This window comes from Streptomyces piniterrae, assembly GCF_005048155.1.
In the GTDB taxonomy this organism is placed as follows: domain Bacteria; phylum Actinomycetota; class Actinomycetes; order Streptomycetales; family Streptomycetaceae; genus Streptomyces; species Streptomyces piniterrae.
Window position 1 is genome coordinate 1 of the sequence record NZ_SUMB01000006.1, and the last position, 11,718, is coordinate 11,718.

12 protein-coding genes and 1 rRNA gene are annotated in these 11,718 nt (G+C 69.3%); 9 read left to right on the forward strand and 4 right to left on the reverse strand.

Features of this window, described 5'->3' with window-relative positions; translation table 11 throughout:
- The 9 genes from rrf to FCH28_RS18480 all read left to right on the forward strand — a co-directional run bounded on the left by rrf (position 1) and on the right by FCH28_RS18480 (position 7,318).
- A 5S ribosomal RNA gene (rrf, locus tag FCH28_RS18440) occupies positions 1-117 on the forward strand.
- Positions 118-206: 89 nt separating this feature from the next.
- Positions 207-866 carry an HAD family hydrolase gene (locus FCH28_RS18445; RefSeq protein WP_136741173.1) on the forward strand — a complete coding sequence of 220 codons (660 nt, stop codon included), beginning with the start codon at positions 207-209 and terminating at the stop codon, positions 864-866.
- A gap of 99 nt (positions 867-965) precedes the next feature.
- Positions 966-2,234, forward strand: coding sequence for an MFS transporter (locus tag FCH28_RS18450; protein WP_136741174.1), 1,269 nt, complete (start codon positions 966-968; stop codon positions 2,232-2,234).
- Positions 2,185-3,360: an acetoin utilization protein AcuC gene (locus FCH28_RS18455; RefSeq protein ID WP_136741175.1), complete on the forward strand. Its 1,176-nt coding sequence runs from the start codon at positions 2,185-2,187 to the stop codon at positions 3,358-3,360. Before FCH28_RS18450 ends, FCH28_RS18455 begins: the two co-directional genes overlap by 50 nt.
- Before the next feature lie 319 nt (positions 3,361-3,679).
- Positions 3,680-4,495, forward strand: coding sequence for a phosphatase (locus FCH28_RS18460; protein ID WP_136741176.1), 816 nt, complete (start codon positions 3,680-3,682; stop codon positions 4,493-4,495).
- A 129-nt stretch (positions 4,496-4,624) separates the two neighbouring features.
- The gene (locus tag FCH28_RS18465) at positions 4,625-4,834 is read left to right on the forward strand and encodes a helix-turn-helix domain-containing protein (RefSeq protein ID WP_014144137.1); all 210 of its coding nucleotides are present in this window, start codon (positions 4,625-4,627) and stop codon (positions 4,832-4,834) included.
- Between the two features lie 119 nt (positions 4,835-4,953).
- On the forward strand, positions 4,954-5,052 hold the full coding sequence (locus FCH28_RS18470) for a 30S ribosomal protein bS22 (RefSeq protein ID WP_003948845.1): 99 nt from the start codon (positions 4,954-4,956) through the stop codon (positions 5,050-5,052).
- 203 nt (positions 5,053-5,255) lie between these two features.
- Positions 5,256-6,305, forward strand: coding sequence for an NAD-dependent epimerase/dehydratase family protein (locus tag FCH28_RS18475; protein ID WP_136741487.1), 1,050 nt, complete (start codon positions 5,256-5,258; stop codon positions 6,303-6,305).
- 14 nt (positions 6,306-6,319) lie between these two features.
- Complete coding sequence (locus FCH28_RS18480; protein ID WP_136741177.1) at positions 6,320-7,318, forward strand: lysophospholipid acyltransferase family protein; 999 nt, start codon at positions 6,320-6,322, stop codon at positions 7,316-7,318.
- 124 nt (positions 7,319-7,442) lie between these two features.
- Here FCH28_RS18480 and FCH28_RS18485 read toward each other — a convergent pair whose 3' ends face one another.
- The 4 genes from FCH28_RS18485 to FCH28_RS18500 form a co-directional block, all read right to left on the reverse strand.
- Positions 7,443-8,642 (reverse strand): DUF5667 domain-containing protein, encoded by a 1,200-nt coding sequence (locus FCH28_RS18485; protein ID WP_136741178.1) that lies wholly within the window; start codon positions 8,640-8,642, stop codon positions 7,443-7,445.
- Between the two features lie 292 nt (positions 8,643-8,934).
- Positions 8,935-9,720: an ECF subfamily RNA polymerase sigma factor, BldN family gene (locus FCH28_RS18490; RefSeq protein WP_136741179.1), complete on the reverse strand. Its 786-nt coding sequence runs from the start codon at positions 9,718-9,720 to the stop codon at positions 8,935-8,937.
- Between the two features lie 330 nt (positions 9,721-10,050).
- Complete coding sequence (locus FCH28_RS18495; RefSeq protein ID WP_246102993.1) at positions 10,051-11,043, reverse strand: HAD family hydrolase; 993 nt, start codon at positions 11,041-11,043, stop codon at positions 10,051-10,053.
- A gap of 110 nt (positions 11,044-11,153) precedes the next feature.
- Positions 11,154-11,432 (reverse strand): glutaredoxin family protein, encoded by a 279-nt coding sequence (locus FCH28_RS18500; RefSeq protein ID WP_136741180.1) that lies wholly within the window; start codon positions 11,430-11,432, stop codon positions 11,154-11,156.
- Positions 11,433-11,718: the final 286 nt, after the last annotated feature.

Below are 11,718 nucleotides of genomic sequence, written 5' to 3' on the forward strand. Positions count from 1 at the left end.
TTCGGTGGTCATTGCGTTAGGGAAACGCCCGGTTACATTTCGAACCCGGAAGCTAAGCCTTTCAGCGCCGATGGTACTGCAGGGGGGACCCTGTGGGAGAGTAGGACGCCGCCGAACAATTTTTGGGAAAGCCCCGCACCTTGGTGCGGGGTTTTTCTGCGTTTAAAGGCCGGGTCAGGCAAAGCGCGGCCACGTAAGGTCGGGTCATGCGATACGACTTGGTCATCTTCGACAACGACGGGGTGCTCGTCGACAGTGAGCCGATTTCCAACACGATTCTCGCCGGCTATCTGACCGAGCTCGGGCATCCCACCTCCTACGAGGAATCGATCCGCGATTACATGGGGTCGGCCATGCACCGGATCCATGAGCTCGCCCTGGAGCGGACGGGACAGCGGCTGCCGGCGGATTTCGACGACGCCTTTCACGCTCGTGTCTTCGCCGCGTTCGAGCGGGAGTTGGAGCCGGTTGCGGGGGTCATGGAGATGCTGGAGCGGGTGACGTCCGAGGGCGTGTCGTATTGCGTCGCATCGTCCGGGAGCCATGAGCGGATCAGGGTGGGGCACCGTAAAACGGGGTTGGACCGGTACTTCACCCAAGAGGGTCCGGGCGGGACTCGTATCTTCAGCTCCCAGGATGTGGGGCGGGGCAAGCCGGCGCCGGATCTCTTTCTGTACGCGGCGGAGCAGATGGGTGTACCGCCCGAGCGGTGTGCGGTGATCGAGGACAGCCCGCTGGGTGTGCAGGCGGCGATCACGGCCGGGATGGACGTTTTCGGATTCACCGCGATGACGCCGCCCGAGCGGCTGGCCGGTGCCACCGTTCTCTTTTCCGAGATGGCGGAGTTGCCGAAGCTCCTCGCGTGACAGCTCCTTACGTGACAGCGCCTTGCGTGAGAGCTCGCGTAAAACTGCTCGTGTGATCCATCTACCCAGTGGTAGCCGGGAGTTCTACGCTGAGCCGCCATGACGGCCCCTCCGGCACCAGGAGCGCAGCTGCGGCACGGCCGGGTTTCGCTTGCCCTCAGCTTCTTCGTCCAGGGCGCGGTCTTCGCCTTGCTCGTGACCCGAATACCGGCGATCCAGGACCGCTACGGGATATCCGATGGGCTGCTGCCCGCGTTTCTCGCCGCGGTACCGGTTCTCGCCGGCGTGGGCAGTGTCGCCACCGAGCATCTGGTGAAGCTGACGCGGCCGAGCCAGGTGCTGCGGTGGGCGCAGCCCGTGGTGTGTCTGGCGCTGCTGGCCACCGGGGCGGTCGGCTCGATGGCGCAGGTGGCGGTGGCGCTTGCGGTGTTCGGGCTGTCGGTGGGTGTGCTGGACGCCTCGATGAACATGCTCGGGGTGAGCCTTCAGCGGTCCTACGGGCGGAGCATCATGCTCGGCTTTCACGCCGCGTACAGCCTGGGCGGCATCGTGGGGGCCTCGCTGGCGTGGGTGGGCGCGCACTGGTACCTGTCGCTGGCGGTGCTGTACGGCCCGGTGGTGGCGGTCCTGGTGCCGCTGGCGCTGATCGCGAGCCGGTGGTTCGTGGACCGGAGCCCGGGGGGCGGGGAGCGAACGCCGGAGACCTGTGAAGCGGGGCACACGGCCACCACCGCCCCTGTGGCCATGAAGCTGCTGCTGCCGCTCTGTCTGGTGATGGCCTTCGCGTACATCGGGGACTCGACCGTCTCCAACTGGAGCGCGAAGTATCTGCAGGACGTCCTGGGGAGCTCGGAGCAGCTCGCCACCGTCCCGTACAACGTCTACATGGTCACCACGCTGCTGGGGCGGGCGGTCGGTGACCTCGGTGTGCGGCGTTTCGGCGCGGCCGCGGTGGTGCGGGCCGGGACCGTGGTCGCGACGGGCGGTTTCGCGGTGGTCGCAGTGGCGCCGGGGGCATGGACCGGAATGGCCGGATTCACCCTGTTGGGCCTGGGGCTGTGTGTGATCGTGCCGCAGACGTTCGCGGCGGCCGGGCGGCTGGCATGGGAGAAGTACGGCCCCGGGGCTTCGGATTCGGCCATCGCTCGGCTGAACATTTTCAACTATGTGGGCTTTTTGATTGGTTCTCCGCTCGTGGGTGCGCTGGGCGACGTCTGGAGTTATCGCGGGGCGATGCTCGTCCCGATGGCCCTGGTCCTGGTGACGCTTGTGTATGCCCGTTCGTTCGGGTCGCCGGAGGACGGATACGGTGACGACCATGAGCGGCCGCGCACAGCTGATGTGGGACGAGGCAGTAACGGGCTATGACTTCGGGCCCGGCCATCCGATGGACCCGGTACGCCTCGCGCTGACGATGCGCCTGGTGGAGGCCTACGAACTCGACCGTGGGCCCCTGCAGGTGGTCTCGGCCAAGCCGGCCGGCGATTCCACGCTGCGGCTGGTGCACCGCGAGGACTATGTGGAGGCGGTCCGCAGCGCCTCGGCGGACCCCGCCTCGGCGGACCTCTCGTACGGGCTGGGCACCGCGGACTGCCCGGCGTTCCCCCGGATGCACGCCGCGTCGGCGCTGATCGCCGGGCAGTCGGTCGGTGCGGCGGAGGCGGTCTGGCGCGGCGAGGCCCTGCACGCGGTGAACTTCGCCGGCGGGCTGCACCACGCGATGCCGGGCGGCGCGTCCGGATTCTGTATCTACAACGACGCGTCGCTGGCGGTCGCCCGGCTGCTGGAGCTGGGCGCCGAGCGGGTCGCGTATGTGGATGTGGATGTGCACCACGGGGACGGGGTGCAGGCGACGTTCTGGGAGGACCCGCGGGTTCTGACGATCTCCGTGCACGAGCACCCGCGGACGCTGTTCCCGCAGACCGGGTGGCCGGAGGAGAGCGGCGGTGAGGGGGCGGAGGGCAGTGCGGTGAATGTGGCGCTGCCGGCCGGAACCGGTGACGAGGGGTGGCTGCGGGCGTTTCACGCGGTGGTGCCGGAGCTGCTCGCGGCGTTCCGGCCACAGGTGATCGTGACGCAGCACGGCGCGGACACCCACTTCGAGGACCCGCTTGCGCATCTGGCGGTCAGCGTCGACGCGCAGCGGCTGGTGGCGGAGGCCTGCCACGATCTGGCGCATGAGCATGCGGACGGGCGGTGGGTCGCGCTCGGTGGCGGTGGCTATGCGGTGGTGGACGTGGTGCCGCGTATCTGGACGCACCTGGCGGCGATCGCGGCCGGCCGGCCGATCGATCCCACGTCGCGGGTGCCGGAGGCGTGGCAGCACGAAGTGTTCCGCAGGACGCGGCAGTTGGGGCCGCAGCGGATGACGGACGGGCGTACGCCGCACTGGCGGGATTTCGCCGACGGTGGTTATGACCCGGCCGACCGGCTGGACCAGGCGGTGCTGGCCACCCGCCGGGCGGTGTTCCCGGCGCACGGGCTGCTTCCGTAAGACGCAGGCGGATGGCTGTAGTGGCGGGACGGCTGCCGTACGCCGTGTGCGGATGGTGGTCGTAGGGGCCGCTGCTGTACACGGACCGCGAGGGTGTCCGGATTTCAGCGGTGACCGGATTGCCGCGGTGCGGCCGTGGCGATGGGGCCTGTAACGCCGTTACGGATCAGCGGTCTGTCGCGGCGTTACAGGCGCACAGGCCGCTGTCAGCCTCCCGGAAGCGCCGCCCCGCCGCATGCCCCCGCCGTATGCCCCCGGATGTGTGACTACCCGTCGGTTAGGGCATCCGGTATCCGACCAACGGGCGAGCATGGGGCCTGTGTTGGGCACCGGGGCGCTGCGGGCGCACCTGATCGAGGCGCGGCTGGCGGGGACGATCGCGACCATGCGGGAGAAGAGCCTGGGGCGTTACCGGCTCTTCTCGGCGCGCGATCCCCGGGTGTTGCTGGGGCTGGACCCCGAACGGGACTGGCCGTTCGGGGAAGTTCTGCGCCTGATGGGGCGGCAGTGCGGGGTCTCGGCCGATCCCGCGCATATCTCCGGCCCCGATGTGATCGATCCGGACCGCACGATCGCGGGGCTGGACCGGTTCGCCGACCGGCTCGGAGAGGCCGCGGCCCGCCGGGTCCCCGTGCTGCTGGGCACCGGACATCCGCACCGGCTGCTGGAGTTCTACGCCGCGCTCGCAGACGCTCTCTCGTCGGCGGGCTGCCCCGTGCTCACCCCCGCGTATGGCGACCATGTCGACATGGCGACCCGCTTCGGCGTACGTACGTACGCCCTTGACTACGTACGGGGAGTCGCGCTGATGCGCGAAACCGGCGTGCGGGGCGCACCTGACCTGGGGGGCGTGCACACCCATTCGCCGCTCCCGGTGCGTACCGCTCTGGCCGCCGCGGCGGACTCCGCGGGACCACTGCCGGGGTTGGTGATCGGGGACCACGGTTGGGTCTGCGGAGCAGGTCAGCTCGGCATCGAGGCGATCGGGCTGGCGGACACGGACGACCCCGCGCTGTTCGTCGGAGAGGCGGAGGGGCGGGTGTCCGCGGTGGTGCCGCTGGATGACGGCGTGCGGTCCCCTTGCTATCGACCCCTGACACGCTATGTACTCAATCGGGCGAATCTGTCCCGGTAGGCGCCTGTTCGCTGCTCCTCTTCCCCACTCGCATCACCCGCCCCTAAATTGGGGAGTGAGCGCATAGCGACGAAGAGTCACCGGAGGGGAAGCCGGTGACCGTCTTATGCGGAAGGTGCAGGTGTGTCCATGGCTGCAGACCAGAGGCCTCTCAACGAGGTCGTGTTCCTGACAGTGGCGGAAGTTGCCACCGTGATGCGAGTGTCGAAGATGACCGTGTACCGCCTGGTGCACAGTGGTCATCTGCCCGCGATCCGTGTGGGGAGGTCCTTCCGGGTGCCGGAGCAGGCGGTTCACGACTATCTCCGCGAGTCCTATGTGGGGGTGGAATCGGCCTGAAGGGCCCGCTCGGACCCTCGGATTACGCCGTACGCCCGGCGCCGGGTAGGCTGGCCCGATGTAGGTAGTGTGGGCTCGGACGCCCCGCACCGAGTGAATCGAAGTGAGCGAGGGTAGTCGTGGGCTCTGTTATCAAGAAGCGGCGCAAGCGGATGGCGAAGAAGAAGCACCGCAAGCTGCTCAAGCGCACCCGTGTTCAGCGTCGTAACAAGAAGTAAGCGACGCTGATCGCGATTTCGCGGCCCCCCGTCACCTTGGTGTGACGGGGGGCCGCGGTGCGTTGTGGGCCGTATGGACGGTGGTTGGGGCGGAAATGTGGCGCAGTGCATCGTGCGGTCATCACCGCGCAACACCGACCCGATAGCGTGAGCCGCACAGCTCGGCTCAGGCGATGGCCGAGGGCGGGAAGGAAGGGCTGATCTTGGGCAAGGTCGTGCTCGTCACGGGAGCCGCGCGGCAGCTGGGGGGCCGGTTCGTACGCCGGATCCAGCGCGATCCCGACGTCGACCGGGTGATCGGGGTCGACGCCGTGCCACCGGAGCACCATCTGGGCGGCGCCGAATTCCTCAAGGCCGACATCCGGCATCCGGCGATCGCCAGGGTCCTGGCCGAGACGGGCGTCGACACCGTCGTCCACATGGACATCAACGGCACGCCCCTGGGCAGCCGCGGCGGCCGCGCCGCGGTGAAGGAAACCAACGTCATCGGGACCATGCAGCTCCTCGGCGCCTGCCAGAAGGCCCCGCATGTGCAGCGGCTGGTCATCAAGTCCAGCGCCAGCTTCTACGGCTCCGCGCCCCGTGATCCGGCCGTCTTCACCGAGACCACCCCGCCGAAGTCTCTGCCCAGCGGTGGCTTCGCCAAGGACGTCGTCGAGGTCGAGGGGTACGTACGGGGCTTCGCCCGGCGGCGGCCGGATGTGGCGGTGTGCGTACTGCGCTTCGCGAACATCCTCGGGCCGTCAGCGGATTCGCCGCTCGCCGACTACTTCTCGCTGCCCGTGCTGCCGACGGTCTTCGGCTATGACCCGCGGCTGCAATTCGTGCACGAGGACGACGCCATCGAGGTGCTGCGGATCGCGGCCTCCGCGCCGCGCCGGGGCACGCTCAACAGCGGCACGTTCAATATCGCCGGGGACGGCGTCCTGCTGCTCTCGCAGACCTCCCGGCGGCTGGGGCGGCCCACGCTGCCGCTGTTCCTGCCGACGGTGACCTGGGCCGGCTCGGCACTGCGGTCCGTCGGCATCACGGACTTCTCGCCGGAACAGATCCGGATGCTCACGCACGGCCGGGTCGTCCAGACGACGCAGATGCGCGAGACACTGGGGTTCCATCCGCAGTACACGACGGCGGAGACCTTCGCGGAATTCGCCCGCAGCCGCGGACCGGGGCTGCTGCCGCCCGAGTCCCTCGCCCGTACCGTCGACCGGCTCGCCGGCGTGCTGCCCGCACGTTCCGGCCCGACCCAGTGAGGAGTTCACCCACGATGGCGGACGCCAAGGTCATTCCGTTCGGCGAGGAGCCACGGGCCCGCAGAAAGCCCAGACGGGCCGGGCGCCCGGGGCGCGGCCCGGCCCTGGCGCCCGTACCGGAGGCACGGTCCGAGCTCGCGGAGCCGGCCCCGTCCGAGCGGCCCGCCACCGGGCGGTCCCTGGAGGAGCGGATCGCCGGCGGGCTGAGCTTCCTGCGGCGGCGGATCACCGGCGAGTACGACGTCGACGACTTCGGCTACGACAAGGAGCTGACCGACCAGGTCCTGATGTCGCTGCTGCGGCCGTTCTACGACAAGTACTTCCGGGTCGAGGTCAAGGGCGTCGAGAACATCCCGGCCGAGGGCGGCGCGCTGATCGTCGCCAACCATTCCGGGACGCTGCCGCTCGACGGGCTGATGCTGCAGGTCGCGGTGCACGACAACCATCCGGCGGAGCGTCACCTGCGGCTGCTGGCGGCCGATTTGGTGTTCGTGCTGCCGGTGATAAACGAGCTGGCGCGCAAGGCCGGGCACACCCTCGCCTGCGCGGAGGACGCGCAGCGGCTGCTGGAGCGCGGTGAGGTCGTCGGGGTGATGCCGGAGGGCTTCAAGGGCATCGGCAAGCCCTTCGCGGACCGCTACAAGCTCCAGCGGTTCGGGCGCGGCGGGTTCGTCTCGACGGCGCTGAAGGCCGGTGTGCCGATCGTGCCGTGCTCGATCGTGGGCGCGGAGGAGATCTACCCGATGATCGGGAACGCCAAGACACTGGCGAGGGTGCTGGGGCTGCCGTACTTCCCGATCACGCCGACCTTTCCGTGGCTGGGGCCGCTGGGGGCGCTGCCGCTGCCGACGAAGTGGACGATCCAGTTCGGCGAGCCGATCGCCACGGACGGCTATCCGCCGGAGGCGGCGGACGATCCGATGCTGATGTTCAATCTGACGGATCAGGTACGGGAAACGATTCAGCACACCCTCTACAAGCTGCTGGTACAGCGACGCTCGGTGTTCTTCTGAGGGAAGGACCGGAAGAACACCGAGCGCGCCGTCAGGGGGCTGGAGACCTCGTATAACCGCTATCGATATGTCTACTTCGATACGCCTGCTCGGCACACCTGCTCGATGAGCCTGCCTGACAGGGCTACTTCGAGGTGTCCTCGCCTTCGATGCCCAGCTCGGGAAGCAGCCCCGGGAGCAGCGGCGGGAGGGTGACCTCGGTCTGGCCGGGCTTGCCGCGGCCGCCGGTGCCCTCGTGTGGCGCCGGGCTGCCGTCCTTGGCCGGATCCAGCAGGCCGCCCGTATTGCCGCCGAGCAGGCCGTCCTCCTGGGACGGCGACGCCGACGGGCGGGGGGCGTGCGAGCCGCCGCCGTGCTTGCCGGGGGCGGCGTGACCGCTGGAGGGCGCCGGACGTTGGCTGTGGCCGGACCCGGTGCCCGGGGCGGCGTGTCTGCCGCGGTGCCGGCCCTTGCCGTCGGCGGTGGGCAGCAGCGGACGGAGCGGGCCGACCTCGTCGTCTATGGCGGCGAAGACCGAACTCACCTCGTCCCCGACATCCGTGAGCTGCATCGGGAGCCGGCCGCGCAGCTGTGTCCAGGCGTCGCGGTTCGACTTCGTGAAGGAGTGCAGCTTCTGGATGGGGCCGAGCGAGCCGTCGCGCTTGTATGCCTCATGCAGCAGACGGTGCCCCTCTCCGGCGTCGTTCCGGACGCCGGAGAGGGCCCTGCGGACCTCGTGGAGCGCCTCGTGGTCGAGGGCGCCCGTCCGGCCGAGCTCCATCAGGCGCCGGGCCTCCTGCATGCGTGTGGAGGCCTGGTCGAGATAGAGCTGGCCCCGGTCGGCGTCGTCGCCGGCCAGGTTGAGCTTGAGGTCCTCCACGCCGCGCTTGAGGCCGTACAGGGGGTCGCCGGGGAGGGCGTCGGAGCTGGCCGCCGCGACGCCGCTGAACGCGCCGGCGGCGACGCCCACCGTCAGTCCGCCCGCGGCCAGCCCCTTGGAGAGGCGGGAGCGCGGGCGCAGCCGGCCGAGCGATTTCGCCGCGCGGTGCGTGCCCTTCGGTGTGCGCTGCTCGGGCACCCCGACACCGTCGGACGGAGCGCCTTCGGCGAAGGCGGCCTCCATCGCGGCGATGAGCTGGGCGCGCTGGACAGTCTTGACCTCGGCGGCCATCTCCGGCTTCGGGAGCTCCCCGAGGCCGTCGGCGACCGCCAACAGCCGTGCTTCTTCCGGCGCTTGCGCCGGACTGTCGACCTTGTCCTCGGCCGCCGCGCCCTCGAGGACCTGCTCCTCCAGGGCCTGGGCGAAGGCGTTGGCCCGCCGGTGCACCGAGACATTCGCGATCACGGGCGGCACCTCCTCTCGTCATCCCGCTCGACTCCCCGGACTGGCTTTGACTATCCAGACGGACCGGACGGCTGCACACCGTTGAACGCGCCACTCGATCGAGTGAGAGGCAGCGGACATGGGGTGACCGCATGGAGCCTGCATCCCGCACAACGAGCGCCTCGGCACTCGGGTTACGCACTCACGATGATCTGACCGACCGGGCACGGCCGGTCACCAAGCGTGAACGAAAGTTGGCGTGCGGGTGCGCTGAGGATGGCGAAAAGAGGTGGGTGGGGTGGGCGGATCGGGGTCAGCGGGCGTCTTCCGGCAGGAGCCGCGCGAGAGTGCGGACCGCCCGGTACTGGAGCGTCTTGATGGCGCCCTCGTTCTTGCCCATGACGCGGGCGGTCTCGGCGACCGAGAGGCCCTGCAGGAAGCGCAGGGTCACACATTCCTGCTGCTGCGGGTTGAGCTTGCGCACCGCCTCCAACAGGGCGGCGTTGGAGAGGGATTCGAGGACCGAGTCCTCGGGGCTGCGCTCGACCTCGTTGGCGTCGAGCATCTCGCCGGTCGTGACTTCCAGGCGGAAGCGCGAGGACTTGAAGTGGTCGGCGACGAGGTTGCGGGCGATGGTCACCAGCCAGGCGCCGAAGTCACGGCCCTGCCAGGTGAAGGTGCCGATACGGCGCAGGGCGCGCAGGAACGTCTCACTGGTGAGGTCTTCGGCCGTGGCACGGCCGCCCACGCGGTAGTAGATGTAGCGGTAGACCGTGTCGGCGTACTGGTCGTAGAGGCGGCCGAAGGCTTCGGCCTCGCCGGCCTGGGCTCGTTCGACGAGGTCCATCATGCGACGACTGTCGCTGTCGGCGGGGCGTCGGGCGGTGGCCGCGCCGGCGCCGGAACGGCGGGTGCGGCCGGCGGCCTTGCTGACCGCGGTACTCCCGTCGGCCAGGGCGTAGCAGGGTCCGGCGGCGGGGACGGCTGAGGCGAATGCGGGGACGGCGTACGCGGTGGGGACGAAACTGCGCAGGTGGTCGACGAGTGTCGTACGCAGCGTAGCCAGGCCCGAGGCGTCAACCCCGACGTGTGGGTACACGGGACTCCCAGAGGCAGAGCTTCCATCACGTGCAGTGCGGGACCATTCACTCGTCGTAGGGACGTGTGGGTTCCGGATTGCGTCTGAGGAGAATAACGCTTCGTACAGGCAGCGCTACACCCAGTTGCTCAAATCATCGATTACTTACGGTCCGTGCCGGGTTGGTGGCAGATCAAGTATCGAATACTGAGCGACTTTTGATCGGAAGGGAACGCAATTTGCCTGGTTGGAGGGCGTGTTGTGGTTGAGCGCGAGCAATGGGACTGACGGGGGAACGGTGGGGGTAGGTAGAACGGATGGCTCGCCGCGCCGCCCGGTGATCAGTCCTGGTCAGCGGCGGCGGCGCTGCAGCGCGACGGCCGCCGCGGCGCCGCCCGCGAGGGCACCCACACCGGCTGCCGCCGGGATGCCGATCTTGACGGCCTTGCGTCCCGTTCGGTAATCACGCAGCCGCCAGCCCTGCTCCCGGGCGTGCTTGCGCAGCCGGCTGTCGGGGTTGATCGCGTACGGGTGGCCGACGAGCGAGAGCATCGGGATGTCGTTGGCGGAGTCGCTGTAGGCGGCGCAGCGCGAAAGCTCCAGGTTCTCGGCGGCGGCGAGCGCGCGGACCGCCTCGGCCTTGGCCGGGCCGTGCAGCGGCTCGCCCACCAACTTGCCCGTGTAGACGCCGCCCACGGATTCGGCGACGGTGCCCAGCGCGCCGGTCAGGCCGAGCCGGCGGGCGATGATCGTCGCGGTCTCCACGGGGGCCGCGGTCACCAGCCAGACCTTCTGGCCCGCGTCGAGATGGGCCTGGGCGAGCGCGCGGGTGCCGGGCCAGACGCGTTCGGCCATGTACTCGTCGTAGATCTCCTCGCCGATGGACATCAACTCGGAGACGCGGTGGCCCTGGACGATGGAGAGCGCGCTGTTGCGAACGTCCGCCATGTGTTCGGGGTTCTCCGAACCGGCCAGCCGGAAGTAGATCTGCTGCCAGGCGAAGCGGGCCAGATCGCGCTTGTGAAAGAAGTGTCTTTTGTAGAGGCCGCGGCCGAAGTGGAAGAGCGCGGCGCCCTGCATGACCGTGTTGTCGAGGTCGAAGAAGGCGGCGGCCGCCACATCCCCGACGACCGGGAACTCGGGCTCCTCCGGGGCTTCCTCGGGGGCGGGCGGCAGCTCCTGGGAGGTCTTCCGGGCGGCCTCGGCCGCGGCCTCGCCGGCCAGCACGCTGCGTGCGGTGGCGGGTCGTCTGCGGCGGGCGAACCATCCGGTGGGGAGGTGCCAGGAGGGGGACGTCCCGAAGGGACTCCTACCGGGGTGGCGGTCGGGCGACGGGTGGGCCATATGGCCAGCGTAGCCAGTTTGTTCGGTGCTCCCGGTTACGGGCGCGTGTCAGGCGGCCCTGGGACGGCCGACGGTTTCGTTACGGCCATCCCCCGCGGCGGTATGCGGGCTCAGGCGCCCAGCGCGGTACGCAGCCGCTTGGGGTCCACCCGCCAGAAGTCGTGCTGGGCGCCGTCCACCAGGACGACCGGAATCTGCTCCCAGTACTTGTGGTGCAGCTCGGGGTCCTGGGTGATGTCCTTCTTCTCCCAGGACGCGCCGGTTTCGGCGCACACTTTCTCGATCACGGCCTGTGCGTCGTCGCACAGATGGCAGCCCGGCTTTCCGATGAGCGTGACCATGCGCTCGGCGGGGTTCTTACGGGGCGTGCGGCTGAACAAGGGGGCCATGGGGCCCATTGTGCCTGGGGCGCGACGGTTCTGCGGCGACGCCGGTTCGATTACCATCGGTGGGCGATTTGTAGGTTTCCGGGGGTATAGCGGTGAGGAGTGAGGGCGCGTGCTCCCGTCTGCGCTACCGCGATACCAGCGTGGCGCGCGTGAACGGTGTGACGTGGGAGTTGGTTCCGCGCACACCGGTAAAAGCCGCGTGACCCCGGTCACTTTGGGCCGACAAAACGGACACCATCTTTGTGCACGCGTTCACAAAGACATAGCCTGCAGGAGACAGGGCGGT

Coding starts and splice junctions, on each gene's coding strand:
- FCH28_RS18445 (WP_136741173.1), top strand. CDS start 207: ATGCGATACGACTTGGTCATCTTCGACAACGACGGGGTGCTCGTCGAC.
- FCH28_RS18455 (WP_136741175.1), top strand. CDS start 2,185: ATGAGCGGCCGCGCACAGCTGATGTGGGACGAGGCAGTAACGGGCTAT.
- FCH28_RS18480 (WP_136741177.1), top strand. CDS start 6,320: ATGGCGGACGCCAAGGTCATTCCGTTCGGCGAGGAGCCACGGGCCCGC.
- FCH28_RS18450 (WP_136741174.1), top strand. CDS start 966: ATGACGGCCCCTCCGGCACCAGGAGCGCAGCTGCGGCACGGCCGGGTT.
- FCH28_RS18465 (WP_014144137.1), top strand. CDS start 4,625: ATGGCTGCAGACCAGAGGCCTCTCAACGAGGTCGTGTTCCTGACAGTG.
- FCH28_RS18500 (WP_136741180.1), bottom strand. CDS start 11,432: ATGGCCCCCTTGTTCAGCCGCACGCCCCGTAAGAACCCCGCCGAGCGC.
- FCH28_RS18495 (WP_246102993.1), bottom strand. CDS start 11,043: ATGGCCCACCCGTCGCCCGACCGCCACCCCGGTAGGAGTCCCTTCGGG.